A 25,796-nucleotide genomic window follows, 5' to 3' on the forward strand; every position below is an offset into this window, starting at 1 on the left:
AAGCCGTTCTGTGGGGGTGAACGGACCTGCTACGCAAAGGGGCTCACACATGCGCGTGCTGCTAATCGAAGACGAACCGACGACCGCGAAGGCGATCGAGCTGATGCTCACGACCGAGGGGTTCAACGTCTACACGACCGACCTTGGCGAAGAAGGCCTCGATCTCGGCAAGCTCTATGACTATGATATCATCTGCCTGGACCTGAACCTGCCGGACATGCACGGCTATGACGTGCTCAAGAAGCTCCGCGCGGCGAAGGTGCAAACGCCGGTGCTGATCTTGTCCGGCATTGCGGAGATGGACAGCAAGGTCCGCTCCTTCGGCTTCGGCGCTGACGATTATGTGACCAAGCCGTTCCACCGGGAAGAATTGATTGCCCGCATCCACGCCGTGGTGCGCCGGTCGAAGGGCCATTCGCAGTCGGTTATCCGTACCGGCAAGCTGTCGGTCAACCTTGACGCCAAGACCGTCGAAGTCGACGGCAACCGCGTCCACCTGACCGGCAAGGAATATGCCATGCTGGAGCTGCTTTCGCTCCGCAAGGGCACGACGCTGACCAAGGAAATGTTCCTGAACCATCTTTATGGCGGGATGGACGAGCCGGAGCTCAAGATCATCGACGTCTTCATCTGCAAGCTGCGCAAGAAACTGGCGCTGGCCTGCAATGGCGAGAATTATATCGAGACGGTGTGGGGCCGCGGCTATGTGCTGCGCGACCCGGATGAGGTGGAGGAGTTGGCGACCAAGGTCGCCTGACCCGCTTTACCGATCGTCAGAAAGAGAAGGACCGGATGCCTGGGCGGCAGCCGGTCTTTTTCTTTTGGAAGGCTGGCTTTTGCCGCACGATCTGATAACTGCGTCGGGACCTCCGGCTCCGGCTCGATGCTTTAGAGCGTGCTGCGTTGCCAGCGCCTGCCCGATCGCGCCAGCCATAGTTAAGGCGTCAAGAAACACCCGCCCGTCACTGCGAGGACCGCGCTTGCCCTTGCGCCCTCCCGGAACGAACTCGCGCAGCCGCTCCCACTGATCGTCCCGTAGAACCTCGCCTTCCACACCAGCCTCCAAAAACCAGTGTTGAGCCAGTTTTCTACGCTGCCGTGAATCCCTAAATGTCACTACAGCCCAGAGCGATTTCCAAGCGATCGGGATCGATTGCTGGTTGGGAATCGCGGCAAATAAAAGGCGGCGATCTGATTCAATCAGGTCGAAAACAGCTCTAGGCCGTAGTGACATTTTAGGGATTCACGAGGGTTTGGATTTGTGATTCAAGGCTGGCTTTGGGAGGCTGGCGTGGAAGGCGAAGTGCTGCGGGATGATCAGTGGGAGCGGCTGCGCGAGTTCGTTCCGGGAGGGCGCAAGGGCAAGCGCGGTCCTCGCAGTGACGGGCGGTTGTTTCTTGACGCCTTGCTCTGGCTGGCGCGATCGGGCGGGCGCTGGCGCGATCTACCGGAGAAGTTCGGTCCCTATCAGACCGCCAAGCGGCGTTATTATCGCTGGGTCGAGCAAGGCGTGATCGACCGGATCTTCGAGGCTGTGTCGGATGATCCCGACATCGAATGGCTGGCGATCGATGCGACCGTGATCCGCGCCCAGGCCCAGGCGGCTGGGGCACGGGTAAAAAGGGGGGCGCTCAAGCCCAGGCTCTCGGGCGCTCGCGAGGCGGGTTCGGCACCAAGATCCATGCCGTAGTCGATGCCTTGGGCTTGCCGATCCGCTTCATCCTCGGCCCCGGACAGCAAAACGACATGGCGCCCGCCTGCGATCTGATCCGCGGCATCCCGGCTGGCAAGGTGCTGGCTGATCGGGCCTATGACGCCGACAGTTTGCACGATCTCATCTACGAGCAAGGCGGCGAGCCGGTCATCCCACCTCGCCGCCATCGCAAATATCAGCACCGTTACGATCGCATCGCCTACAAACAGCGATGGGGCATCGAGGGCTTCTTCGCCAAGCTCAAGCAGTGGCGCCGTATCGCAACCCGCTATGACAAGCTCGCCGCAAACTTCCTCGGCTTCGTCAAACTCGCCAGCATCATGCTATGGATCAAATGATTAAATCGTCACTACGGCCTAGCTCCATTCGGTCTTGGTGTCGGCGCCCGGGGAGCGGGCGCGGAAACCCGGCCTCTTCGTTTCCACCGAAGGACGAAAGACGGCAGGCACCTGATAGCCTGGCTCAACGGGTCGCTCTGTGGGAGCAGGGCTCTTCACCGTTTCCGGATTGATCGGCGCATCGAGTTGAACACCGAACGCATGCCCCTTGCGCCAGGCAATGCGTCCTTCGGCGGGTGCGCAGTCCGGCAGGATGATGATGACATTGTCCCCCACCGTCAGGTCCAGTTCGCACCGTCCACCCACGCCGCGTTCGGAAACATCGCGGATCAATATGTCTATCTCGCCATAATGCGGGTGACGCATCCGCGCCTTCAACAGCCGACGCTGACGATCATGGAGCCGCTTCGACAGGAAATCGGGGTCGTTATCGGACATGAATGTCCTGCAAACTCTTCATCTGACGGCGCGGTAAGGCACCTATGGCGACCATGGTTCACAACAACTTACCTTTTTTGCCGGGACAGGGGAAGCCGGATGCGCTTAACCTCGTTTTATCAGGCAATTTATTGAGGAGGAAAGGCCGGCGATCCTCATCGGACCACCGGCCTTTCGGGTCAGGCGGTTGGGGCTGGCTGAAAGCCGGCTGCGGGGGTTAGTCGGCCGCCTGATCCGAAGAGGAAGAACTGCTTGTCCCGGAAGCATGACCGTTGCCCGAAAGCTGGCCATTGAGACCCAGCGAAGCGGCACCCCCGGCCGAATTGGCAAGGCCGCTGGCGGTTCCCGCCGCGCTGCCCGATGCATTGCCCGCTGCAGAGCGCGCCCGGCCTGCGGCATCGGCAGTGCGTTCATGAGTGGCACTGGCCGCTGCACCGGCCCGATCGCGGACATTGCCGGCGGCCGTCGTCGCACGATCCCGCACGGCGCCGGTAGTATCGGTCAGCTGTTCGCGCGCGCCGCCCACGGCATTCCGGACGTCGCCGGTGCCCAGCGTATCGGCGGTGAGGCTACCACCGGCGGAGCCGCTCGCGGAGCCGGAGGCGTTGCCGCCATGGCTCTTGCCGTGCCGACTGACCGAACCGGCCGCCGATCCACTGGCATTGCCATGGCCCGAACCGCCAGCGCCGACATGACCGTTTTCAAGGTCGATGCTGCGATCGAGGCCGACGCCACCCGAACCGCCGAGCGTGCCGCCCAGCGAACCGCCGACCCCACCCAGCGTGCCGCCGAGGCCGCCGCCAAGCATGCCGCCGCCGCCACCGCCCAGCAGTTGTGCGGAGGCAGGAGCAGCCGTCAGAGTGGCGAGAGCGGCAGTGGCAAGAAGGAATTGCATTTTCATCGATCGTCTCCTTGTTCGTTGTCGATCCGATGCTGGGACAACGGGAGAGCCGATCGATTTAATCCCGAGAGACCGGAAAAATATTATAAACTTCTGAAAATCAATCTATATTTCTGCACAAGCCGCAAATGATGCCCTTGCCCAACGCCTTGCCGCCAGGCTTCGCTTCGGCTGCCAGGGCGCCAAGGTCGCCCCTCGCAAAGAGACGGCCGGCGACCAGCGGTGCGGCAAAGCTGGTTCCCCGCACAGGCCCCTTGCCCCCGTCAGCTCGCGCTGCATTCATGTCCGCCCCCGGCGCCGCGAAATCGACGTGCCGTGCCCGCCCGGCTTCCGGCAACAGCCGTCCACGCCCGTCTATGCCTGTCACGGCAATGACGTCCGGATAGGAGGCGGGATAGGAAGGAGGGGCCGCGGGTCCGTCATTGCCGACAGCCGCCACCACCCTCACGCCCTTGTCACGCGCCAAGCGGATCGCGCCTGCCAGCAACGGATTGTCCGGCCCCACCAGGCTCACCGTCACCACGCTCGCGTTGCGCGCGGCCATCCAACCCAGGGCCCGGACAATGGCAAAGGCCCCGCCGCCGGCCGGGTCGTCGCCATAGACATCGGCCGCCAGCAAAGGCACGCCGGGGGCCGCGCCACGCACGATTCCGGTGCCGCTGATGAGGGATGCGACCGCCGTTCCATGCGCGCTGGCCCGTGGGGCGCCGCGGGCGAAGCCTTGCTGCTCGACAGGACCGCTCAGTGCCGGGTGCCTGGCCACCCCGCCGTCGATCAGGCCCGCGCTTCTGCCATGCACCGGGCCATTTTCGGCGAGTGCCGCTGTTGATGTCACGATTGACTGGGCCCATGTCGGGCCGCTTGGAACATAAATATTGTCCGCGCTCGCTTCGGCTTCGGGGGCGATGGATCGCACTTGCTTCAAGGCGCGTGACAGGCTTTGTCCCTTCGGTATCGTGAGCCGCGCGACATTCAGATCCAGTCCTTCGACGGTTGCATTGTCCACGCCATATCCGGCGGCCCGCAATGCCTCCATGCTCCGCGCCTTGGCGCCGGTCAGCAGGATAAGGCCGCGCCGCGCCGGTTCATGGCGGTCGTCCAATTCGATCGAATCCCCATGTTGCCGCAGCAGGTTTCCGATCCGCGCGGCCCGAGCCGCAACCAGCCGGTCGGTCAGCCTTGCCGGAGACAGCCGGTCCAGTCCCGCTTGGTCCAGCGTGCCTTCCACCCTGTCCAATATGCCGGGCACGACGCCGCCAACCTGTCCCAGGGAGGTGCCGGGTGAGGGCAATAACTGTGCCTGCGCGCCTGGCGCGCTCAGCAGCAGACCGGCAACGATCCAGGGGCGTGCGAATCTCATCTCGATCTCTTTACCATCGGCGTCTTTTCCGGTCCTTTCGCGTTCAAAATGATTCATCGTGAGAAAATTTCCGATACAAATCGTCCATCAGGGATGAAACGGTCGACCGCCGTCGTTTCATCCCTGGAACAAGACATGGAGACCGGATGTCGTTCGAAAGCGATCTGTTGGCGATTCTGCCCCGGCTGCGACGCTTTGCCGCCAGCCTGTCGCGGGACCGTGCCGATGGCGACGACCTGTGCCAGGCGGCGTTGGAAAAGGCGCTGCGGGCACGCGATCAATGGCAGCCGGGAACGAGACTGGATAGCTGGATGTATCGGATCATGCGCAATCTCTGGATCGACGAGGGCCGTTCGCGGCAGCGCGCCGCCCGGACCTTTGCGCCGGAGGAAGCCGGCGAGCATGTAGGCCATGCCGGCGATCGCGATGTGGAGGCGCATGTCATGCTCTCCGATGTCGATCGCGCGATGCATGCCCTGCCGGATGAGCAGCGCGAAGCCATCGCGCTCGTGCTGGTAGAGGGGCTGTCGTACAAGGAAGCGGCCGAAGTGCTGGGCGTTCCGATGGGGACGCTGACCTCGCGGTTGGTACGCGGGCGCGGCGCCCTGATCGAATTGCTGGGGGAAGCGGCATGACGGATATCGATGAAGCCTTGCTGATCGCCTTGGTTGATGGCGAACTGGACGAAGTGACGCGTCGGCGCGTCGAGCGCGCTGTTGCGGACGATCCGGCACTGGCCGAGCGGGTGGAGATGCATCGGCGTCTGCGCGAGCGATTGTCTGATCATTACGCGCCGATCGAGATGGAACCGGTGCCTGCCGGAATGCGGGCGTTGCTGAACGAAAGTGGGAAGATCGTCCCGCTTGCCCGGCCGGCGGCGTCGCGCTGGCGTCCTTGGAGCATGGGCGGAGCGATCGCGGCAAGCCTGGTGTTCGGGCTGGTGTCGGGGCTGGGCATCGGTCATTTGTCGAACCGTCCTGACGGACCGGTCGCGATCGAAAACGGGGCGATGATGGCCAAGGGCGCGCTCGCTTCTGCGCTCGATACCCAATTGGCTTCCGCGCAAGCGGACGCACCGATCCGTATCGGTCTTAGCTTCCGGCGCAAGGGCGGTGGCTGGTGCCGCAGCTTCCAGGGGCAGGCGGTTTCCGGCGTGGCCTGCCGGGAAGGAGAAGGCTGGCAGGTGCAGCAGCTGGTGCCGGGGGCGGGGCAGGGAACCGCCTATCGTCAGGCTTCGTCCGGCGATGCACAGGTCATGGCGACGATCGATGCCCTGATTATGGGCGATCCCGCCGACGCAGCGCAGGAAAGTGCGGCCAAGAGCGGAGGGTGGCGCTAAATAAGGAAAGGGCGGCCCCATCGGGCCGCCCTCTTTTCGTCCGGCGATCGTCGAGCCCGATCTTGAGGCCCGATCTTCAGGCCGCTGCGCTCTCCGGCTCGATCGCAAAGAGGGTCACGCCCTTATATTTGGTGTCGCTCTGATCGTAGAGGCCATGCATCGCCTCGAACGTTTCATCGATCAGGCTGATATCGTTGAGGCCCGCCAGCTTGAAGGTGCCGAGTTTCAATTCGCGCGGCGGCCGTCCGTCGCGCTCGATCGTCACGGCGTCGATGAACATCTCGTCATGCCGGGTGTAGAGGATATGCGGAGCCAGCTTCACGACCATCTTGTTATAGGTCGCCATCAGGCATTTCTGGAGCGCGATCGCTTCGAAAAAGGTGGTCGGATTGCTCATAACCTGATTTTCATTACTCATTCGGAGCGTGGGTTCAATTGCTTTGTGCGTCGCACCATGAATGTGTGGTGCAACTTGGCCTGTTTTCGGGACGAAGGGCATCAGATGCCTCGCGGTCGCGATAGCAGATGCAGCCTTTCCCGCCAGGTCCAGCGGATGACCAGAGACAACGCCACGGCTCCCAGCCCGCTCGCCAGTCCCAGCCAGATACCAAGGCCCTGTAATTTCAGTGGAAAGGCCAGGATGACGCCAACGCCGATGCCGATCACCCAATAGCCGACCAGCGCGAAGATCATCGGCACGCGGGTATCCTGAATGCCGCGCAGGACGCCAGCGCCGACCGCCTGCGCGGCATCGACCAGCTGGAACAACGCCGCCACGCCCAGGAATCCCACCGCCAGCGATGCGGTGCGCCCATTGGCCGGGTCATCAAGGTCGAGGAAGGCGGAAATCAGCGTCCTTGGCATGGCGATCAAAATCGATGCCGCCATCAGGGCAAAGCCCGTGCCGATCGCCAGCGCCAACCACCCCGCGCGGCCGATGGCTTCGCGATCCTTCTTCCCATAGGCTAGGCCGACGCGCACTGTGGCTGCCTGGCCTATTCCCATGGGGACCATGAACACCAGCGCCGCGATCTGGATCGCCACCGCATGGGCCGCCAGCGAATCGCGGTCGATCAGCCCCATCAGAAAGGCCGAGGCATTGAACACCGTCGTTTCCAGCCCCAGCGTGATCGCGATCGGCAGGCCCAGCGCCCAGACCGCCCGATGCCGTTCGCGATCCCGCGTCCAGAAGCGTCCCAGCAGCCGGTAGCGGCGAAAATGCCGGTCGATCAGGATGACGCCCAGCAATCCCAGGAACAGGAAGGAGGAGGAGAGGGTGCTGGCGATGCCCGCGCCCAGCAGGCCGAGCGCCGGAAAGCCCAGATGGCCGAATATCAGTGTCCAGCCCGCCAGCACGTTGAACGGAATGGCACAGACCATGACGATCAGTCCCCAGACGGGCCGTTCCAGCGCCGAGATGAAGTTTCGCAGCGTCGTGAAGCCCAGAAAGGGCAGCAGAGCCCATTGCAGCCCGCGCATCAGTTCGCCGGCCTGCCGTGCGAGGTCCGCCTCCTGGCCCATCGCCAGCAATATCGCCTCGCTCTCCCACAGCAGGGCCCAGGCCGGCAGCACGAACAGCGCCGCCGCACGCAGCGTCTGGTGTACGGTCCGCCGGACGTCGCGCACCGAATGGCGACGGCGCCCGCGCTCCGTGGCGATCAGTGGCGCCGCCGCCGTGACCAATCCCATGCCGAAGATCAGGAGCGCGTTGAACAGGTTGATCGCCAGCGCGCCTGAGGCGACCGCATTGGCTCCCAGCCGCCCGAGCAGCAGCAGGTCGGTCGCCGCGATCCCGGCCCAGGCGATATTGCCCGCGATCATCGGCAGGGCAAGCGCGGTCAGCGCTCCCGCTTCAAGGCGCCAGGGCGATGCCATCAATGTTTCTTGAAAAGGTGCAGCACCGCCACGACGATGCCACCGACGACCAGCCCGACCAGCGCTCCGCCAATGGCATTCACCAGCCAGTCGGCAAAGGGACCGACAGCCGGAGCCGCATGGGCCGCACCTTCCGCGACATGATGGATCGTGCCGGGGATCGCATCCCAATGGAACTCGTGCAGGCCATGGACGATCAGCCCGCCGCCGACCCACAGCATCGCCGCGGTGCCGACCGCGCCCAATATCGTCATCAGCACGGGCATCGCCTTCACCATCGCGCGGCCCAGCGCTTTCACGCCTGCCGAATGGCGCTCGGCGAGATGCAGGCCGATATCGTCCATTTTCACGATGAAGCCCACCACGCCATAGACGCCCGCCGTGATCAGGATGGCGACGACCACCAGGATGATCGCCTGTTCCCAGATCGGTTCGCTGGCCACCGTGCCCAGTGCGATCGCCATGATCTCGCCCGACAGGATGAAGTCGGTGCGGATCGCGCCCGATACCTTCTGATCTTCCAGGTCCCGCGAGCTATGCGTGGTCAGCGCATCTTCCGCCACGTCATGGCCGCCCTGCACCGCCTCCAGCAGTTTCTCGACCGCTTCGAAGCAGAGGAAGGCACCGCCCAGCATCAGCAGCGGCGGCAGCAGCCATGGTGCGAAGGCGCTGAGCACCAGCGCCGCGGGCAACAGGAACAGCAGCTTGTTGCGCAGAGATCCCTTGGCGATCTTCCAGATGATCGGCAGTTCGCGGTCGGGCGTCAGGCCCATGACATAGCGCGGCGTGACGGCTGTATCGTCGATCACCACGCCCGCAGCCTTCGTCCCCGCCTTACCTGCGGCGGCGGCGACATCGTCCAGTGAACTGGCGGCAAGCTTTGCAATTCCCGCTACGTCATCCAGTAGCGCGATCAGACCCGAAGGCATTGAATCCGTTCCCCTGTTGGCACCGAAATGGTGCCGGAAGCCGTCTCATAGAGAGGGGGGCGGGGAGGGGCAATGCTCCAGCCCCGATCCATCGGAAGCGCAAAGCCCGGATATGGCTCAATGCAATCCGCGGTAATTGCCCGGCGGATCGCTGGCGGGGAAGCTCTCATCGACTTGCTCGTCGACAAGGTCCCAATCCTTGGCGCTGATATGCTGCTCGGCCGGTCCCGCATCCCGCACCGGACCCGAGGAAAGAACGGGTGCCCAATCCTCTTCCCCGCGCCTGGCCTGCCATTCCTTCCAGCCTTTCCACGCAGCCGCGCCCAATCCCGTCAGGAAGGCGAGTTTCAGTAGCCCCTTCATTTCGGTTTCTCCTCTGATCGATGTAGATGAACCCAATCCGCGTGATTGCCGCCGACGCTGTCGGGCGGCAGGGCGATTTCTCCTTCTTCGTCGGTTCCCGCAGGCGGTTCGCCCGCCTGCGATCCGGGGGCGACCGCCCATCGCTCGCGCAGGACGGCGTCGATCATCGCGTCCCATATGCGCGCGTTGCCGACCTCCCGCATGGTGTCGTCCGGGCTTTTCAGTAGGGCAAGCAGGCTGGCGGCATCTTCGACATGATCCTGCCAGCTATCTGAATCGCCGGCGGCCAGGTGACGGGCCAGCCGTTCGATGAGGGGACGCTGTTCCATGCGCCATTGAACGCTGCTCGGGTCGCTCTGTTCCGCAATTCATAACGCCTGCGCAGCGGTATGAACGCCGCGGCATTCTGGTCGTTGTGGAGACGGAAGAAAGGAGAAGCCATCATGCCCCAAGGCGACAAGAGCAGCTATTCCGCCAAGCAGAAGCGCAAGGCTGAACATGTAGAGGAAGGCTATGAGGATCGCGGCGTTTCGCACAAGGAAGCAGAACGGCGGGCCTGGGCGACCGTCAACAAGGAATCGGGCGGCGGCAACAAATCCGGTTCCGGACGCGGCAAGCCCGACACCCATGTCTCCTCGCACAAGGGCGGGCGAAAGGGCGGCGCGGCTTCAGCCCGCAGACCGGCGGCGGATCGGTCGGCTGCGGCGAAGAAGGGATGGGAAACCCGCCGGAAAAAGGCGCATGGCTGACGGGATCAGTGCACGACCCTGATCTCGAACAGCTTTGCCCAGTTCTTGCCGGTCACGAACAGGCGGTCGGCCTTGGCATCATAGGCGATGCCATTGGCCACCGCCTCGCTGTCGCTCGTGCCGCTGGCCTTGATGAGCTGCGCGATATCAAGCCAGTCGATCACGGCGCCCGTGCGCGGATCGATCCGGGCGATGTGGCTGTCGTACCAGATATTGGCCCATATCTCGCCCTTCACATATTCCAGTTCGTTGAGCCGCTCGACCGGACGGCCATTCCAGGTCACGGTGATGCGCCTCTGCTCGGTGAGCTTTTCGGGATCGAGGAAACGCAATTGCGCGGAACCGTCGCTCATGATGAGGCTGCGGCCATCCTGCGTCAGGCCCCAGCCTTCCCCCTCATAGCGGAAGTCGGAAACGGGTGAGAAATCGTCGAGTTTCCAGACGAAGCCCTGCCGATGCCGCCATGTGAGGCTGATCAACCGGTCCTTCCAGTTGACGATGCCCTCGCCGAAATAGGGACGGGGGATGATGCGTCGCGCGATCGTCCTGCCGGTCTTGAGATCGACCTTGCGGATGTCCGATTGCCCCTCCAGCCCGGTACTCTCATAGAGCGCGCCGTCGTGGAAGAAGAGGCCCTCGGTAAAGGCGCCCGGATCGTGGGGGTAGCTCTTGACCAGCTTCCACCGCGTCTCGGCTTGCGCGGGACCGGCCAGCAGCAACGCGCCCAGAAGCGCGACGGCGAGGCGCTTCATTCGGCGGCCTGCTCCGCGATCGCGCCGGCAAGCCAGCCGGGGAGGGTGGCGGGGGCCATATCCTCGACCCGGCGCAACTCGATGGACAGGCCGAGATCCGGCAATGCGGCCTTCTGGCGCTTTTCATCGGCCTCGGCCAAGGGCACCGCGACCAGTCGCCGGTTCACCTTGTTGCGATAATGCATGCGGGCGGTGTTTTCCTGCCCGATATAGCAGCCCTTGTCATAATCGACGCCGCACAATTCCGCGGCATTGGTTTCCAGCCACAAAATCTGGTCCTGCCCCAATTCGCCCATGCCCTCGAATACGCCCAGCGCCAGCCGGTGTGCGCGGAAAGCCGTCGACGCATCGCCATCGTCGGCTGGCGCGATCCACCGATGGCCGAGGGCGTCGAGGCGCGGATCGAGGGGTTTGTCCTCCGCGTCCAGGGCCCAATGCACGGCCAGACCTTCCTCCTTCACTATGGCGACCTTCCGCCGCAACCGGTAGATCGTCAGCCTTTTGGCCAGGGCCTCGGCCTGCGCGCCCTCGCAATCGATCAATATATCTTCGCCATCGGCCCAGAGGATGAAATCGAACAGCGCCTTGCCCTGCGGCGTCAGCAAGGCCGTCCAGCGGGATTCATCCGCTTTCAACCCCAACACGTCGCGGGTCAGCAAGCCCTGGAGGAAGGGTTTTGCATCGTCGCCGGAAATTCTGAGGATCGCGCGGTCGCTGAGGGTGGTGCCAGTCATCGGCTTTAGGTAGGACACTCCCCAACCATATCCAAGCGGTGAACTGACATGACCTTCGACCTCATCCTCAAGAACGGCACGGTCCACACTCCCGGCGGCGCGGAAAGCGTCGATGTCGGCGTGCGCGGCGGCAGGATCGCCGCCATCGGCACGGTTCTGGGCGATGCGGGGACCGTGATCGACTGCACGGGACTCGACGTGCTGCCGGGCTGTATCGACAGCCAGGTTCATTTCCGCGAACCGGGACTGGAGCATAAGGAAGACCTCGAATCGGGCAGCCGTGCGGCGGTGCTGGGCGGAGTGACGGCGGTGTTCGAAATGCCCAACACCAACCCCAATACCGACACGGCCGAACGCGTTCACGACAAGCTTGCCCGCGCCCATCATCGCATGTGGTGCGACCATGCCTTCTATGTCGGCGCCACCGCCGACAATGCCGAGCAACTCAGGGAGCTGGAACGCATCCCCGGCACATCGGGCGTCAAGATCTTCATGGGTGCCTCGACCGGAAGCCTGCTGGTGGACGATGACGGGGCGCTGTCCCGCGTCCTTGCAAGCGGCACCCGCCGCGTCGCCATCCATGCGGAGGACGAGGTGCGCATGAACGCCCGCAAGGATCTGCGGGTGGAGGGTGATCCATCCTCCCATCCCGTCTGGCGCGACGATGAAAGCGCCATGATCGCGACGAAGCGCATCATCGACCTTGCCCGCAAGGCTCGCCGCCGTATCCACATCCTGCACGTCACCACGCCCGCCGAACTGCAATATATCGGCCAGCACAAGGACATCGCGACCTGCGAGGTGACGCCGCAGCATTTGACCCTCGCAGCCGAGGACGCCTATCCGCGCCTTGGCACCTATGCGCAGATGAACCCGCCGATCCGCTCTCAGGCGCATCGCGACGGCCTGTGGCATTGGCTGAATCAGGGCGTGCCCGATGTGCTGGGCAGCGATCATGCACCGCATACGATCGAGGAAAAGGCGAAGGCCTATCCCGCATCGCCCAGCGGCATGCCCGGCGTCCAGACGCTGGTGCCGCTGTTGCTCAACCATGTGGCGGAAGGGCGCCTGTCGTTGCGCCGTTTCATCGAACTGACCTCTTCCGGGCCGCAGCGCGTGTTCGGGCTGACGGGCAAGGGCCGCATCGCGCTCGGCTATGACGCCGATTTCACCGTGGTCGACCTCAAGAAGCGCTGGACGGTCGGGCGCGACTGGCTCGCCTCCCGCTGCGACTGGTCGCCCTTCGAGGGGATGGACCTCACCGGCAAGGCGGTCGGCACCATCATTCGCGGCCATCGCGTGATGTGGGAAGACACGCTCGCCAATGAAGCGATCGGCGAACCTGTCCGCTTCGAGGCCACCGAGTTCGCTTAAGCCGTCGCCAGCCGATTGCGGCGGGCGGCGTTCAGGCTGTCCGCCGCGAACAGGATCAGGCCCAGCCAGATCAGCCCGAAGCTCATCATCTGCCCCTGCGACAGCTTTTCCCCGAACAGCAGGATGCCCGACAGGAATTGGAGCGTCGGCGCGACATATTGGATCAGCCCCAGCGTCGTCATCGGCAACCGCTGGGCCGCCGTCGCGAAGAGGATCAGCGGCACGGTCGTGACGGCGCCGCTGAGGATCAGCAGGATCGTCGTTCCATCGTCGCTACCTAATGCCGACCCGCCATGGCCCGACAGCCAGAGGAAATAGGCGAGGGCGAACGGCGCCAGCAGCAGCGTTTCCGCGCCCAGGCCCGTCATCGGCGGCACCGGGGTCAGCTTCCGGATCAGACCATATATCGCGAAGGTCAACGCCAATGCCGCGCTGATCCACAAGGTCGTAAGCGCCGATGCCGCCATGATCGTGACCCCTGCGGCGGCGATCGCGATGGCCGCGACCTGTCCGCGCCGCAGCCTTTCCTTGAGGACGATCACGCCCAGCCCGACATTGACCAACGGGTTGAGGAAATAGCCCAGGCTCGCCGCGATGACATGGCCGTTGTTCACCGCCCAGATATAGGTCAGCCAGTTCGCGCCGATCAGCATGGCCGAAGTGCTGAGCGGCAGCATCAGACGGGGATTGCGCAACAGGGCGAACAGCGCGGGCAGCCCGCTCCTCATGCCGAGCAGGCTCAGGATCAGGATCAGCGACCAAAGCACCCGCTGTGCGACGATTTCGACTGGCGCGACATGGTGCAGCAGCCGGAAGAAGATCGGCAACAGTCCCCAAAGGCTATAGGCGCCCAGTGCGGTCAGCAGGCCGGTGCGCATCCAGGCAGCATCCTCGGTCAGAATATCCCTCCTCCCAGGAACAGCCGTAGCGCGCCGAAACCCGCAACGATCAGGCAGAAATTGCGTCCGCCGGTCTTGGCAGAGAAGAGGCCGACAAAGGCCCCAAACAGCGCTACTGGCATCAGCAGCCAGTTCAGCGCGCCCAGCAAGGGGAACACCGCCGGGATCATGCAGATCAGCGTGGCAAGTCCGATCAGGGCCGACAAAATGTTGAACATGCCGCACAAATGGCGTTTTCATGTCGTTGCGGCAAGCGGAGGGGCGATGCCAGTTGACGGAGAATGGCCCCCGCCCCAAAAAAGGCGGGGATTCACCAAAATCCCTAACGGAAAATTAACCTCTGTTCTTCATCCCTTGTTTACGAAGGAGTGAAGCCATGGCGTCCGTTCGATCTTTCTGCATGCTCGCGTTCGCTCTCGCCCTGCCGCTCGGTGGTTGTGGCAAGGGGGAAAAGGACGCCGACCTGAATGCGCTGGACAATGCGCTGACCGGCAATGTGGCGGAAGGGACAGTGATCGGGGAGCCGGAAGCCAGGCTGCCCCTGTTGAAGGGCGATGCGGCAAAGGCGCTGGCGCAATCGGTGAAGCTCGCCGGCGGCAAGCTGCTCGCCACGCCGGCCGCGAAGCAAAGCGAAGCGCCCGAGCCGGCGGACGGCCTGGCCGCCGTCGCCCGTGAGCAGCACAAGCCGGGCGGCAACGCGTTTTGCCGTGAACAATTGGTCTATGGCGCACAATGGGCCAGCCGTCTGCCCGAACCCTTCACCCTCTATCCGGGCGCGCAGCTCACCGAAGCGGCGGGCGCGGAGAAAAACGGCTGCACCCTGCGCGCCGCGACCTTCGTGACGCCGGTGCCGCGCCAGAGCGTGATGGACTTCTACTATACCCAGGCCCGCCGTGCCGGCTTCGATGCCGAGCATAAGGTCATGGGCGCCGACCATGTGCTGGGCGGCACGCGCAAGGATGACGGGAGTGCCTATCTGCTGCTCTTCTCGGACGCACCGGGTGGCAAGACCAGCGTGGATGTGTTCGCCGATAACGGGCGCTGAATTCCCTTTTGTCGCCGAACCGGCGGCATTGGCTGAAGTACCACGTTCCTCCTTAGAGCGCGCTGCGCCAAATCGTACGCGAGCCGCACGCTCTAAGCTTTTGTTGTCGCATCGCTTTAAGCGCAAAACCGGTTCCCACTTTTGCGCACGATGCTCTAGACATGCGCCACGGCATGTCCCGCGCAACAGGCTGCACGGCTGGATTCCACATATTCCGCCTCATGCCACCAGAAATGTTGATGCGCATGGGCGAGGGGAGGCAGTATCGGCGTCATGTCCGCTTGAGGCTTTGCGCTCACGAAGGGCGCCATCAGTTGCTCCGGCGTATGGACGACGCCGTTGGCGATGACCTTCCTCACGTTCGCGACCGCGTTCACATCCTTCAGCGGGTCGCCGTCGACCAGGATCATGTCGGCCAGCATGCCGCGTTCGATCCGCCCGACCGGCTCGCCCAGAAACTCGCCCGACCAGCGCGTCGTCATCATCAGCGCCTCATACGGTGAAATCCCATACCGCACCATGCCCCGCAGGTTGAGATGCAGGCTGATCGCGGTCAGGTCGATAGGCGCGTCAGTGCCCGAAATCGGATGCCAGCCGGCCGCCAGCATCAGTTTGATCTGTTGCACCTGCCGTTCCAGTGAGGCAAGCATCGGCTTGCCACCGTCGCCCGTCATGGCCTTTATCCGCGCCAGCAGCTTTTCATATTCCCAGGCGGGATACAGCGTCCTGATCCGCTCATCCTGCGCGAAACCGCTATCTTCGCCCAGCAAGGCGGTCGCCGCGAACAGCGTCGGTGTCCGTCCGGCCCGGGCCGCCGCGAATAGATCGGCGACGTCATGATAGCCGCCACCCAGCGAGGTGATGGTGCGCGAATAGCCATAGCGGTTGGTGGCGCCGGTATGTTCCATGCAGTCCATGCCGCTATGCAGGGCGGGATAGTGATAATGGGACGAAAGATGCATCCCCATGCGATGGGCCTCGTCCACGACCTGCTTCTGCACGTCATGGCGAAGGCGCACATAGGTCTTCACCATGTCGTAATCGAGCGCGCGTGCCCGTTCCAGTTCCAGCGCCATCTGCCCCGGTTCGGTGACGGGCCGCATGAAATTGTAGAAGATGCGCCCGCCGTCGATCGCCTCTCCAGTGGCATAGTGCCGCGCCGCAATCCGCTTGCCGCTCTGGATCGCTTCCCTGTCCTCGACCATATGATAGGCCGGGCAGCCCGGCGAACGGGTCGCCGTCACGCCCATCGCCAGCCACAGTCGGCCCATGCGGTCGCCATAGCCATAGCCCGCCATCTGGCGGTGTGTGTGCATGTCGATCAGGCCGGGCATGAGCGTCAGGGCGCCATCGTCCACCAGTTTCGCATTGGCGTCCGACGGCGCCCGGCCGTCATGGGGCGTGATCGCGGCAATCTGGTTGCCGTCGATCACCACGTCCACGCCCGTCCGGTAATCGGCGGACATGGCGTCCCAGACTTTGCCAGCCCTGATGATGGTGCGACCCGAAGGCTTGGCATTGGACCAGTGGAGACGGCACGGCACAGTCTGCGCCACACCTCCCGAAATCGATACCAGCCGCAATTTTCCGTTGCTGAGGTAGAGCAGTTTTCGCGAATCCCCGCTCCAACTGGGGGCGTCGGTGACTTCGGTCGTGATCTGGCGCGGCGCTCCGGCAAAGCTGCCGTCTTCCTTCACCGGCACGACCCAGAGCGTGCTGGCGAAGACATAGGCCATCCACTGGCCGTCGGGCGACCAGACCGGCCCGTCATGCCCGCGCACGCCCATCGACTTGCCTTCCGCTACCGCCTGGTAACGTCCGTTGCCCGTCGTCAGATCGACGGTCAGGATCTGGCTCGCGCCCTCGCGGTAGCGGCCCGTCACCGGTTTGAAGGCTGCGTAGGCGATGGTCTTGCCGCCCGGTCCGAAGCTCGGCCGTCCCGGCTCCCACAGAGCGTCGAAGACCTTGCGCACCGTCCCGCTCGCCACGTCGACGCTGTGGAGCGCTCCCTCCTGATCGAGAAAGGCGATCAGCTTTGCGTCCTGCGACCAACTGCCCCAGGCGATCGCCTTGCCCGGGATGTTGGTGAGTTGCCGTTCCCTGCCCGTCGCCAGATCGTGCAGCCACAGGTCCAGCGTCCCGCCCCGGTCGGAAGAATAAGCGATGGTCCTGCCATCGGGCGACCAGGCCGGATCGCATTTATGATAGGGATCGCCGATCAGCTTCTTCGGCGATCCGCCGATGGGCATGACGTAGATATCATTGAGCGCGGCGAAGACGATGCTCTTCCCATCGGGCGACAGCATCGGCGCGGCGATGCCCACGACCGGCCGAGACGCTGTCGAGGTGAAATCGCGCGTCTTCTTCCGGTAATCGGGCGTCGTCACCGGTACGCTGGTCTTGAAGGGCAGGACGGTCGCCTGGCCATCCTTCAGCTTGCGGATCTTGCCGTTCGATCCGTAGAGGATCGCGCCATCGCTGGTGAAAGCGGGACGGAAGGGATAGAGGTCCTCGCCCGTGACGATATCCTGGCCGCCCCGGACCAGCGTCAGCGAACCGGGCAACTGCCGGGTATAGAGGATCGTCCCGTTGGGTGCGAAAGCGGGTGCCATAATCGCGGCGGCGTTGAAACGGTCGGTGGAGAGCGGAACGGAAGCGATTTCCGTTGTCGCCCCGCTTGCCACATCGGCCTTGATCAGCTTCGTGCCGCCAGCGACATAGGCGATCGCCTTGCCGTCAGGCGACCATGTAGGTTCACTGTCGTTGGTGGTGCCTTTCGAAAAAGGCGTTACCTCACCGCTCGCCACATCCAGCAGATAGATGGCGTATCGGCCCCCCGCCCGGTCGCTGGAGAAGGCGATGGTCCTGCCGTCGGGTGACCAGCGCGGCTCCCGGTCGTCGAGCAATCCGTCCGTATGCTGGCGCAGGTCGCCCCCTTCGGCTGCCACCGACCAGATATGGAAATTGCCCGACCGATAGGATTGGAAGGCGATCCGCTTGCCGTCGGGCGACCAGTCGGGCTGGGCGAGGTCGTCGAAGTCGCCGGTCAACCGGGTGAGCGTGCCGCCCTCGACCGGCAGCGTCCACAATATGCCGAGCAGGTCGAAGGCGATGCGGCTGCCGTCGGGCGAGAGGGCCAGGGCGACATTGGTGCAATCCTCGACGGTCACCATCGTCTCCTTGCCCGCCGCCGGAGCGCCATTCGCCTTGCCTTGCGCCAGCGATCCGGCACTGCCGGCCGCAAGCAGTCCGATCCCGCCCGCCGCGAGAGCTTCGCGGCGGTTCACCTTCAATCGACCCGTCATGCGCTTGCGTTCCTTGTCAGAATTCCAGATTGAGCCGGCCGTAATAATAGCCGCCGCTGATGCCGTAGGGCGCATAGGCGTTGTAGAGGCTGCCCACGACACGGTTCACGGGATTGAGCTTGGTCGGATAGATGTTGAACAGATTATTGGCGCCGACCGACAGCTTGACGCCCTGGGTCAGCTTATATCCCATCTCCAGGTCGAAGATGACCTTGGGCTTCACCTCCTCGTCGACATAGCCCAGCGTGCAGCCGGCGCTCCCGGCGGTGCAGGCGGTGTTGGTGGCGTCATGAAGCACCATGCCCGATGCGACCTGCGTGATCTTGCCGTATCGGGTGGCGCGCAGATTGGCGGAGAAGGCGCCCCAGTCCCACAGCAGGTTGCCGATGAACTTGTTGCGCGGCGTTCCCTTGGTGAAGTCGCCCTGCTTGGCGCGGCCCACCAGCACCAGCCCGGATCCCGCCAGCACATTGGGAATGGGGTCGATATGGGTGAAGATGGTCTTGTTGAAATTGGCGGACAGGCTGGCGGTCAGCGACCCCATGTCGCCAAGCCCGGTGCGATAGGTGCTGACGATATCCAACCCGCGCGTCCGCGTATCCGCCGCGTTCACGAAGTAGAAGCCGCCCGCTACCCCCGGGATGCCCGCCGCCGCGAGCACGTTGCGCACCATGGTCCCGCTCAGCGTCTCGCTCAGCATGATGCGGTCGCGAATCTTGATCTGGTAGGCGTCGACCGTGATGTTGAGATTATGCACGGGGGTCAGCACGACGCCCGCCGAGAAGTTGGTCGATTTTTCCGGCTTCAGCGGCACCGCGCCCAGCGCCACCGCTGCTGGGGAACCCACCGGCAGGGCCTGTACCGGCAGCAGCACGTTCACCCCGTTCACCGGCACGCCGATGGTGGAGGAGGAGGCATAATGCTGTTGCTGGAGCGTCGGCGCGCGGAAACCGGTGCTTGCCGTGCCGCGCAGGGCAAAGCCCTTCACTGGCTCTATGCGGGCGGAAACCTTGCCGGTATCGGTGGTGCCGAAGTCGGAATAATCCTCATGTCGTCCGGCGAGGCCGATCTCGAAGCCCTCGATGATCTTCTGCTCCAGGTTGATGTAGGCGCTCCAGTTGTTGCGGCTCCACTTGCCCGATCCGGAGGGAAGGAAGCCGGTCACGCCCTGCGACCCCGCCGTGCGCAATTCTCCCGCCCGCCAGGAGCCAGCGGGCGAACGATAGCCGCCGTCGATATAGGAGACCGGATCGCCGGGGCCGATCAGGAAGCTGTTGCGCCGATATTCGCCGCCGACCGCCAGGAACAGCGGCTCTGCCAGCCCGACTTCGAATTCCTTCTGTAAATCGAGATTGGTCGTCCATTCGTTCGACCGCACCTTGCCCAGGTAGAAATGGGTGGGGCTGGCCGGCCCCAGGGAGGCGTTGAGTGAGGTCGTATGGCTATATTTGACCTCATCCTCCGCATAGGTGGTGGAAAGGTCGTAATGAATGCCCGCCGGCCCGTCGCCGCGAATGCCCGCCGCGACCTGGAAATCCTCGTCATAGACGTGAATGCGAGGGATATAGCCGTCGGGATAGACCTCCAATATGTTGTTGACCGCGCTCGGCAGGCGATAGGTCAGCCAGCCCGCCGCATGGCGTTTCGAATAAGTGCCGAAGCTGTACAGTTCGGTGCTTTCCCCGATGGGCAGCATCGCGTCATAGCTGACATTGCCGCCGATCACCTGGGGCTGGCCATATTTGGCGCGGATGCGGTTCGGACTGGCGTTGCGCGGGTCGCCCGTGGGATAGAAGGTCCCGGCGATCGGGCTGCTCTCTACCATAGTGTTGTCCTGCAACACGCCATCGGCGGAGAGGTGGATATAGCCGCCGTCTCCCAGGGCGAAGCCCTTGTCGACCTGCCAGCGGCCCTGCCAGCCGCCATTGTCGGCCGTGCTGCCCATGGTCAGCGCCGCGCCGCCGGACGTGTCGTTCTTCAGGATGATGTTGACGACGCCCGCGATCGCGTCCGACCCATATTGCGCCGATGCGCCGTCACGCAGCACCTCGATCCGCTGAATGGAGTTGCCGGGGATCAGGTCCAGGTCCGGCGGCGACTGGCCGTTCTGCACTGACCCGTTGATGAAGAGGGTCGCCGTATTGTGTCGACGCTTGCCGTTGACCAGCACCAGCAACTGATCGCCGCCCAGGCCGCGCAGGGACAGGGTACGCACCGCCCAGCTCGCCCCAGCGCCGTTGTTCGACACGTTGATCGAGGGGACCAGCGTGCCCAGCAGGTCGCGCACCGATTGCTTGCCGCTCGCTTCCATATCCTTGGCGCCCAGAACATCGATCGGCGCAAGGCTTTCGGCGACCGTGCGCGTGGTCTGGCGCGTGCCCGTGACGATGATGGGAGCGGACGCATCCTCGGCCTCGGCGGCGGGTGCGGGCGCCATGGCGACGGGCTGCGTGCCAGCCAGGCTGGCCTGCGCGAACTGGACCGCCATCGGGCTGCGGCGCGCGGCGCTGCGGTTGCTGGGCACGGCCAGAGCGATCACGCCGACGCCTGCCTCGCTATGCTTGAGCGCGGTTCCGGCCAGCAGCCGTTCCAGCGCATCCTGGGTCGACAGCCAGCCTTGGATCCCGCGGCTGCGGATGGCCGCGACCTCGTCATAGGGGAAGAGGATGCGCACGCCGGACTGGGTCGATAGCTGGCGAAGTGCGCTGCTCAGCGGCTGTGGTGCGATGTCGAATTTGTGCCGCTGTGACAGCGTCGCGTCCATTTGCGTGGCGGCGAGGATTTGCGTGGGCGAAACAAGACAGGTGGCGAGGGCGAACCCCGCCAGTGCATGGCGAATACGCATCGATTGTTCCCCTGTTGAAAGACGGCCTTTATTGCCGTTCTGCCTTTCTGAACGAAGAATAGGTCCCAATCCGCCATCTGTTTGTCACAGGCCGACAGAGAATGACCTTGGTCACTCTATGAGTGATCGGGAATGCCGCGCAAAATTCGATATTCTTGTAATATTATTACAAGCGCTAATGAATTTACACTTTGCCAATGCCGGTGTGCAGGAACCAGCGCCGGTCCTTTTCCAGGCCAATGGCGGTCAACTTTCCGCTGGCGAAGGCTCCTGTATCGATGCCGATCCGGTTGGGCTGGATATCGACCTCTTCGGTGATGCTATGGCCATGAACGATCATCCTGCCGAAGGAGCGTCGGTGGTTCAGGAAATCGCCCCTGATCCAGCGAAGGTCGGCCGGCTTCTGCGCTTCCAGAGCAATGCGCGGCCGCACGCCGGCATGCACGAACAAATAGCCGCCGACCGGCAGCATGTCGGTAAAATCGTCCAGAAAATCGACGGCGTCGCGCGGGATATGGTTCAGCATCCACTGCGCCAGCGCCGTATCGCTCATGGCGCTGCTGTTGTGGGGGGTGAGGCCATAGCTGGCCAGCGTCTGGATGCCGCCCAACCGCCGGAAGAAGCGGACCGCCTGCGCGCTCCCTCGTGCCGCGGCGATGAAAACTTCCTCATGGTTGCCCTTGAGGAAGCGGACATTCTCCTTCGATCGCGCCATGGCCATCGCCCGCTCGACCACCTGCGCCGATTGCGGTCCGCGATCCACCAGATCGCCCAGCAGGATGAGGAGCCGCGGCAAGGGAGGGCGATCCGCCTCGTCCTGCGCGATCCGATCCAGTAGTTCGGCGAACAGGTCGTCACGCCCATGAATGTCGCCGATCGCGTAGATGCGGACATCCTCGCCCACGTCGGGCAACGGCCCCCGATCAGGCGCGTTCCGGCGACGGAAGGGTATCAGCATGGCGGACTCCGCCTGGCGGACAGGGGTTCACCCATCATGCCTGCCAGTGTCGCACGACCTCAAAGGCGGGGCAATGTGACGCCCTGCTGCCCCATATATTTGCCTGCCCGGTCGGCATAGCTGGTCTCGCAGGGCTCATTGCCCTTGAGGAACAGGAACTGGCACGCGCCTTCGTTGGCGTATATTTTGGCGGGAAGCGGGGTGGTGTTGGAAAATTCCAGCGTCACATGACCTTCCCAGCCCGGTTCCAGCGGGGTGACGTTCACGATGATGCCACACCGCGCATAGGTCGATTTGCCAAGGCAGATCACCAGCACGTCGCGCGGCACCCGGAAATATTCGACCGTCCGGGCCAGGGCGAAGCTGTTGGGCGGAATGATGCAGCAGTCGGTCTTGCGGTCGACGAAGCTGTTGGCCGCGAAATTCTTCGGGTCCACCACGGCGCTGTCGACATTGGTGAAGATCTTGAATTCGTCAGCGACCCGCGCGTCATAGCCATAGGAGGAAAGGCCGTAGCTGATGCATCCGTCGCGCCGCTGGCTTTCCACGAACGGCTCGATCATGCCGCTGGTCTGGGCCTGTTCGCGAATCCACTTATCCGATAGTATCGACATGGCTGGTTCAGCTCTTTCCTGGCAATATGCCGAGATCTCTGGGACCAAAGGCATGAGGCAATAATTCAGCGACGCTATGTTGGACGAGGGCGTGCCCTTCTGGCGCCGCGCAGTAGATGGCGAGCGCCCGCCCGGCCATCTGCTCGGCTTCGTTCATGATCTGGCGGCACCGGCCGCAGGGCGTGACGATGGCATCGCCAGTTACCGCACCATCCGCGCCCATCGCGCCGCCGACGACCGCGATCGCTTCCACATCGACGAAGCGCCCCTGGGCGTTCACCGTCGCCAGCGCAACCGTCTCGGCACAGAGCGACAAGCCATAGCTTGCATTCTCGAAATTGCAGCCGGTCACGATCTGCCCATCGGTCAGCCGTACCGCGGCACCGACGGCAAAGCGGCTATAGGGCGCATGGGCATGGATCATTGCCTTGCGCGCCGCCCCGATCAATTCTTCCGTCGCGTTCATCGCGGCATCACATCCCATTTCACCGGACCGTCGATGCCGTCGATATGCCGCATATCGCTGGCTGTCCACATCACCCATTTGCGCTTTTCGCGGTCGGGGGGAAAGAAATTGCGGTCCAGCCACAGCGTCCGGTTGATTCCGGAGGCTATGTCATATCGCGCATCGAAATCGTCGCTGGGGTTCAGCACGACCGGCGTGCCCGAATGACTTTCGATCAGGTTGATCAGCGTGTTCAATTCCGACAGGACCGCATCCTGACCCGGCCGCGCCCGGCAGCCCGGTTCGAAAGCCAGCCGTATCACCGGAGGCAGGGCGGCGTTGTCGCGCGGCACCATGGTCATGAATGCGGTCGCCTGATCGCTGGCCTTGGCGCACAGGCTGAAATCGAGCGAAGCGCCATAGCGCATTCCTGCTGCCCTCGCGGCCGCCCAATTGGTTTCGAACGCCTGGTCGCGAAGCTGTCCGCCGCTGGCCGCGCGGATATAGGCGAAATCCGTTCCCTGCGCCGCCAGCGTGCCCCATTCGACGGTTCCGTTGTCGGATGATATGGAGACGCCCTGGGTCGGAAATTCCTCGCGGCGCGGCGCCCAATCACGCGCATAAAGCCACCCGCCCAGGGCCAACAGGCCCAGGACAGCGGAAACCACGCCAAAACGGGCCAGCAACTGGCCGAAACTCGTAATATGGATGCCCCTTACCCCTTGATGTGCAGGACGCAGATCAGCGTGAAGAGGCGACGGGCCGTATCGAAGTCGACCTTGATCTTGCCCTCCAGCCGCTCGATCAGCGTCTCGGCGGCGGCATTGTGGATGCCGCGGCGCGCCATGTCCACCGTTTCGATCTGCTGCGGCGAGGCGTTGCTGATCGCCTGGTAATAGCTGTCGCAGATCGCGAAATAATCGCGGATCGGACGGCGGAACCGGCCGAGGCTCAGGATGATCGCCTCCAGCGGATCGCCATTCTCCCGCCTGATCTCGATGACCAGCCGTCCTTCCTCGACCCGCAGCAGAACCTTGTAGGGGCCGGTATAGCCGTCCTCATGCACCCGCTGCGGCTCGAAATAATTGTCTTCCAGCAGGTCGAAAATGGCGATGCGCCGTTCCTGCTCGACATCGGCGTTGCGCCAGAGGATCGTCCGCTCGTCGAGCGTGATATCGATGATGCGCGGGTCGGCCATGGACGCTATGGTCAGTGCGGCGGCGCACAAGGAAATGCAACCGGGAAAAGTGAAGAGGACTGTTGTCCACAGTTTTTCCGAATGCTTTCAACCTTCCACCTTGCAAGGGTCGGTGCGCGGCGCGATGAGGGGGCAATGGTCGAACTCGTGCAAATCAACGCCGCCACAGAATCTGGCATCACCGAACTTCCCCGCAATGTCGAGGCGGAGGCTGCACTGCTGGGCGCGCTGATGATCGACAACCGCATCGCCGAAGACGTCCAGTTGAAGTTGAAGCCGGAACATTTCTTCGAACCGATGCATGGCCGTATCTACGAGGCCGTCATGAAACTGGTGGAACGCGACATGGTCGCGAACCCCGTGACGTTGAAGCCGATGCTGGAACAGGATCCGGCGCTCAAGGAACTGGGCGGTGTCGGTTATCTCGCGCAGCTGACCGGCAATGGCGCGGCGCTGCTGGGCGCGCGCGACTTCGCCACGCAAATCTATGATCTCGCCCTCCTGAGACAACTCGTCCATGTCGGACGAGAACTAGTTGAAAATGCTTTGGATACGAGCGAGGATGTCAACCCGCGCGAGCAGATCGAGCAGGCCGAGGTCGCGCTTTATAAAGTGTCGGAAGGAGAGGGCGAAACCGGGTCGGTGAAAAGCTTCGCCACCGCCACCACCATGGCGGTGCAGGTCGCCGAACGCGCGCTCAACAGCGGCGGCCATGTTTCGGGCATCACCACCGGCATCAACAGCCTTAACGAGAAAATCGGCGGCATGCACAATTCGGACCTGATGATCCTTGCGGGTCGTCCGGGTATGGGCAAGACCTCGCTCGCCACCAACATCGCCTATAATGCGGCGTCGCGTTGGTTACGGGACCATGGAGATGGCATCCCGCCCGAAAAGAATATGGGTGCCAAGACCGCCTTCTTCAGTCTGGAAATGTCCGCCGACCAGCTCGCCACCCGCGTCCTGGCCGAACAGTCGGGCATCAGCGGCGAAGCGCTCCGCATGGGCAAGATCAGCCGCACCGACTTCCAGAATCTGTCCCGCGCGGCGCGGGATTTGCAGGAGCTGCCGCTGTTCATCGACGACACGCCCGGCCTTACCATCGCGGCGCTGCGCACCCGCGCGCGCCGCCTGAAGCGGCGCCATGATATCGGCTTCGTCGTGGTCGACTATCTTCAACTCCTCCAGGGCACGGGAAAGGGCGACAATCGCGTCAATGAGATTTCCGAAATTTCCCGTGGTTTGAAGACCTTGGCGAAGGAACTTAATTGTCCGGTTCTGGCATTGTCGCAGCTCAGCCGCGCGGTCGAGCAGCGCGAGGACAAGCGCCCGCAGCTCTCCGACCTTCGTGAATCAGGCTCGATCGAGCAGGACGCGGACATGGTCTGGTTCGTGTTCCGCGAGGATTATTATGTCGCCGCCAAGGAACCGGGGAACAAGGAAAGCTCCGAGCATCTGGAATGGGCGCAGGAAATGGAGCGCATCTACGGGCTTGCCGAAGTGATCGTGGCAAAACAGCGTCATGGCTCCACCGGCCGCATCCGCATGAAGTTCGACGCCCGGATCACCCGCTTCTCGGACCTGGCGGAAGGCAGCTATCTGGAAGATATCGAGTAAGGAA

General features: G+C 63.5%; 27 protein-coding genes and 1 pseudogene. 8 read left to right on the forward strand and 20 right to left on the reverse strand.

Annotation, left to right across the window (positions count from 1 at the left end):
• Nucleotides 1-49 precede the first annotated feature (49 nt).
• Nucleotides 50-757: a response regulator transcription factor gene (locus CAF53_RS14375; protein WP_046765951.1), complete on the forward strand. Its 708-nt coding sequence runs from the start codon at nucleotides 50-52 to the stop codon at nucleotides 755-757.
• A gap of 146 nt (nucleotides 758-903) precedes the next feature.
• Here CAF53_RS14375 and CAF53_RS14380 read toward each other — a convergent pair.
• Nucleotides 904-1,054 (reverse strand): annotated as a pseudogene (locus CAF53_RS14380) (transposase); the annotation flags it as partial.
• Between the two features lie 237 nt (nucleotides 1,055-1,291).
• Between CAF53_RS14380 and CAF53_RS14385 the strand changes: the two are divergent.
• Nucleotides 1,292-2,052, forward strand: a protein-coding gene (locus CAF53_RS14385; RefSeq protein ID WP_100238421.1) for an IS5 family transposase whose coding sequence is annotated in 2 segments (ribosomal slippage) — nucleotides 1,292-1,616 and nucleotides 1,616-2,052 — 762 coding nt in all. Because the reading frame shifts where the segments join, the coding sequence is not laid out codon by codon here.
• Between the two features lie 18 nt (nucleotides 2,053-2,070).
• Here CAF53_RS14385 and CAF53_RS14390 read toward each other — a convergent pair.
• From CAF53_RS14390 to CAF53_RS14400, 3 genes are all read right to left on the reverse strand, one after another.
• Nucleotides 2,071-2,490 (reverse strand): hypothetical protein, encoded by a 420-nt coding sequence (locus CAF53_RS14390; RefSeq protein ID WP_100238422.1) that lies wholly within the window; start codon nucleotides 2,488-2,490, stop codon nucleotides 2,071-2,073.
• Between the two features lie 217 nt (nucleotides 2,491-2,707).
• Nucleotides 2,708-3,391, reverse strand: coding sequence for a hypothetical protein (locus tag CAF53_RS14395; protein WP_100238423.1), 684 nt, complete (start codon nucleotides 3,389-3,391; stop codon nucleotides 2,708-2,710).
• Nucleotides 3,392-3,491: 100 nt separating this feature from the next.
• The gene (locus tag CAF53_RS14400) at nucleotides 3,492-4,808 is read right to left on the reverse strand and encodes a S8 family serine peptidase (RefSeq protein ID WP_100238424.1); all 1,317 of its coding nucleotides are present in this window, start codon (nucleotides 4,806-4,808) and stop codon (nucleotides 3,492-3,494) included.
• 89 nt (nucleotides 4,809-4,897) lie between these two features.
• Between CAF53_RS14400 and CAF53_RS14405 the strand changes: the two genes are divergently transcribed.
• Together CAF53_RS14405 and CAF53_RS14410 are read left to right on the forward strand one after the other, a co-directional pair.
• Nucleotides 4,898-5,386, forward strand: coding sequence for a sigma-70 family RNA polymerase sigma factor (locus CAF53_RS14405; RefSeq protein WP_100238425.1), 489 nt, complete (start codon nucleotides 4,898-4,900; stop codon nucleotides 5,384-5,386).
• Complete coding sequence (locus CAF53_RS14410; RefSeq protein ID WP_100238426.1) at nucleotides 5,383-6,090, forward strand: anti-sigma factor; 708 nt, start codon at nucleotides 5,383-5,385, stop codon at nucleotides 6,088-6,090. Before CAF53_RS14405 ends, CAF53_RS14410 begins: the two co-directional genes overlap by 4 nt.
• A 76-nt stretch (nucleotides 6,091-6,166) precedes the next feature.
• Here the strand turns inward: CAF53_RS14410 and CAF53_RS14415 are convergent, their stop codons facing one another.
• From CAF53_RS14415 to CAF53_RS14435, 5 genes are all read right to left on the reverse strand, one after another.
• On the reverse strand, nucleotides 6,167-6,487 hold the full coding sequence (locus CAF53_RS14415) for a hypothetical protein (RefSeq protein ID WP_046765628.1): 321 nt from the start codon (nucleotides 6,485-6,487) through the stop codon (nucleotides 6,167-6,169).
• 101 nt (nucleotides 6,488-6,588) lie between these two features.
• Nucleotides 6,589-7,965, reverse strand: a complete 1,377-nt coding sequence (locus tag CAF53_RS14420; protein ID WP_100238427.1) for an MATE family efflux transporter — start codon at nucleotides 7,963-7,965, stop codon at nucleotides 6,589-6,591.
• Nucleotides 7,965-8,894, reverse strand: a complete 930-nt coding sequence (locus CAF53_RS14425) for a DUF808 domain-containing protein (RefSeq protein WP_100238428.1) — start codon at nucleotides 8,892-8,894, stop codon at nucleotides 7,965-7,967. The genes CAF53_RS14420 and CAF53_RS14425 overlap by 1 nt, the downstream gene beginning before the upstream one ends.
• A 117-nt stretch (nucleotides 8,895-9,011) precedes the next feature.
• Complete coding sequence (locus CAF53_RS14430) at nucleotides 9,012-9,257, reverse strand: hypothetical protein (protein WP_100238429.1); 246 nt, start codon at nucleotides 9,255-9,257, stop codon at nucleotides 9,012-9,014.
• Nucleotides 9,254-9,586: a hypothetical protein gene (locus tag CAF53_RS14435; RefSeq protein WP_100238430.1), complete on the reverse strand. Its 333-nt coding sequence runs from the start codon at nucleotides 9,584-9,586 to the stop codon at nucleotides 9,254-9,256. The genes CAF53_RS14430 and CAF53_RS14435 overlap by 4 nt, the downstream gene beginning before the upstream one ends.
• A 114-nt stretch (nucleotides 9,587-9,700) precedes the next feature.
• Here CAF53_RS14435 and CAF53_RS14440 point away from each other — a divergent pair, with 114 nt between their 5' ends.
• Nucleotides 9,701-10,006 (forward strand): plasmid stabilization protein, encoded by a 306-nt coding sequence (locus CAF53_RS14440; protein ID WP_100238431.1) that lies wholly within the window; start codon nucleotides 9,701-9,703, stop codon nucleotides 10,004-10,006.
• Between the two features lie 5 nt (nucleotides 10,007-10,011).
• Here the strand turns inward: CAF53_RS14440 and CAF53_RS14445 are convergent, their stop codons facing one another.
• Both CAF53_RS14445 and CAF53_RS14450 read right to left on the reverse strand, forming a co-directional pair.
• Entirely contained in the window at nucleotides 10,012-10,758 is a 747-nt protein-coding gene (locus CAF53_RS14445) for a glutaminyl-peptide cyclotransferase (protein ID WP_100238432.1), read from the reverse strand.
• Nucleotides 10,755-11,492, reverse strand: coding sequence for a folate-binding protein YgfZ (locus CAF53_RS14450; RefSeq protein ID WP_100238433.1), 738 nt, complete (start codon nucleotides 11,490-11,492; stop codon nucleotides 10,755-10,757). The genes CAF53_RS14445 and CAF53_RS14450 overlap by 4 nt, the downstream gene beginning before the upstream one ends.
• Nucleotides 11,493-11,540: 48 nt before the next feature.
• Here CAF53_RS14450 and CAF53_RS14455 point away from each other — a divergent pair, with 48 nt between their 5' ends.
• Complete coding sequence (locus tag CAF53_RS14455; protein WP_100238434.1) at nucleotides 11,541-12,866, forward strand: dihydroorotase; 1,326 nt, start codon at nucleotides 11,541-11,543, stop codon at nucleotides 12,864-12,866.
• Here the strand turns inward: CAF53_RS14455 and rarD are convergent.
• Nucleotides 12,863-13,744 carry an EamA family transporter RarD gene (gene rarD, locus CAF53_RS14460; protein ID WP_100238435.1) on the reverse strand — a complete coding sequence of 294 codons (882 nt, stop codon included), beginning with the start codon at nucleotides 13,742-13,744 and terminating at the stop codon, nucleotides 12,863-12,865. The genes CAF53_RS14455 and rarD overlap by 4 nt on opposite strands.
• A gap of 17 nt (nucleotides 13,745-13,761) precedes the next feature.
• Nucleotides 13,762-13,983, reverse strand: a complete 222-nt coding sequence (locus tag CAF53_RS14465; RefSeq protein WP_100238436.1) for a hypothetical protein — start codon at nucleotides 13,981-13,983, stop codon at nucleotides 13,762-13,764.
• Between the two features lie 158 nt (nucleotides 13,984-14,141).
• Here CAF53_RS14465 and CAF53_RS14470 point away from each other — a divergent pair, with 158 nt between their 5' ends.
• Entirely contained in the window at nucleotides 14,142-14,810 is a 669-nt protein-coding gene (locus CAF53_RS14470) for a hypothetical protein (RefSeq protein WP_100238437.1), read from the forward strand.
• Between the two features lie 155 nt (nucleotides 14,811-14,965).
• Here the strand turns inward: CAF53_RS14470 and CAF53_RS14475 are convergent, their stop codons facing one another.
• The 7 genes from CAF53_RS14475 to CAF53_RS14505 all read right to left on the reverse strand — a co-directional run bounded on the left by CAF53_RS14475 (nucleotide 14,966) and on the right by CAF53_RS14505 (nucleotide 24,175).
• Entirely contained in the window at nucleotides 14,966-18,115 is a 3,150-nt protein-coding gene (locus CAF53_RS14475; protein WP_100238438.1) for an amidohydrolase family protein, read from the reverse strand.
• 16 nt (nucleotides 18,116-18,131) lie between these two features.
• Nucleotides 18,132-20,960, reverse strand: a complete 2,829-nt coding sequence (locus CAF53_RS14480) for a TonB-dependent receptor (RefSeq protein WP_100238439.1) — start codon at nucleotides 20,958-20,960, stop codon at nucleotides 18,132-18,134.
• Between the two features lie 184 nt (nucleotides 20,961-21,144).
• Nucleotides 21,145-21,918, reverse strand: a complete 774-nt coding sequence (locus tag CAF53_RS14485) for a metallophosphoesterase (protein ID WP_100238440.1) — start codon at nucleotides 21,916-21,918, stop codon at nucleotides 21,145-21,147.
• Between the two features lie 59 nt (nucleotides 21,919-21,977).
• On the reverse strand, nucleotides 21,978-22,532 hold the full coding sequence (gene dcd / locus CAF53_RS14490) for a dCTP deaminase (RefSeq protein WP_100238441.1): 555 nt from the start codon (nucleotides 22,530-22,532) through the stop codon (nucleotides 21,978-21,980).
• A gap of 7 nt (nucleotides 22,533-22,539) precedes the next feature.
• The gene (locus CAF53_RS14495) at nucleotides 22,540-22,998 is read right to left on the reverse strand and encodes a cytidine deaminase (RefSeq protein ID WP_046765643.1); all 459 of its coding nucleotides are present in this window, start codon (nucleotides 22,996-22,998) and stop codon (nucleotides 22,540-22,542) included.
• Complete coding sequence (locus tag CAF53_RS14500) at nucleotides 22,995-23,660, reverse strand: GH25 family lysozyme (protein WP_100238831.1); 666 nt, start codon at nucleotides 23,658-23,660, stop codon at nucleotides 22,995-22,997. The genes CAF53_RS14495 and CAF53_RS14500 overlap by 4 nt, the downstream gene beginning before the upstream one ends.
• A gap of 32 nt (nucleotides 23,661-23,692) precedes the next feature.
• Nucleotides 23,693-24,175: a UPF0262 family protein gene (locus CAF53_RS14505; protein WP_100238442.1), complete on the reverse strand. Its 483-nt coding sequence runs from the start codon at nucleotides 24,173-24,175 to the stop codon at nucleotides 23,693-23,695.
• Nucleotides 24,176-24,310: 135 nt separating this feature from the next.
• On the opposite strand from CAF53_RS14505, the gene CAF53_RS14510 reads away from it, so the two are divergent.
• Nucleotides 24,311-25,792, forward strand: coding sequence for a replicative DNA helicase (locus CAF53_RS14510; protein ID WP_046765646.1), 1,482 nt, complete (start codon nucleotides 24,311-24,313; stop codon nucleotides 25,790-25,792).
• Nucleotides 25,793-25,796: the final 4 nt, after the last annotated feature.

Origin of the sequence: Sphingobium sp. LB126 (assembly GCF_002795205.1) — a bacterium.
In the GTDB taxonomy this organism is placed as follows: Bacteria; Pseudomonadota; Alphaproteobacteria; order Sphingomonadales; family Sphingomonadaceae; genus Sphingobium; species Sphingobium chungbukense.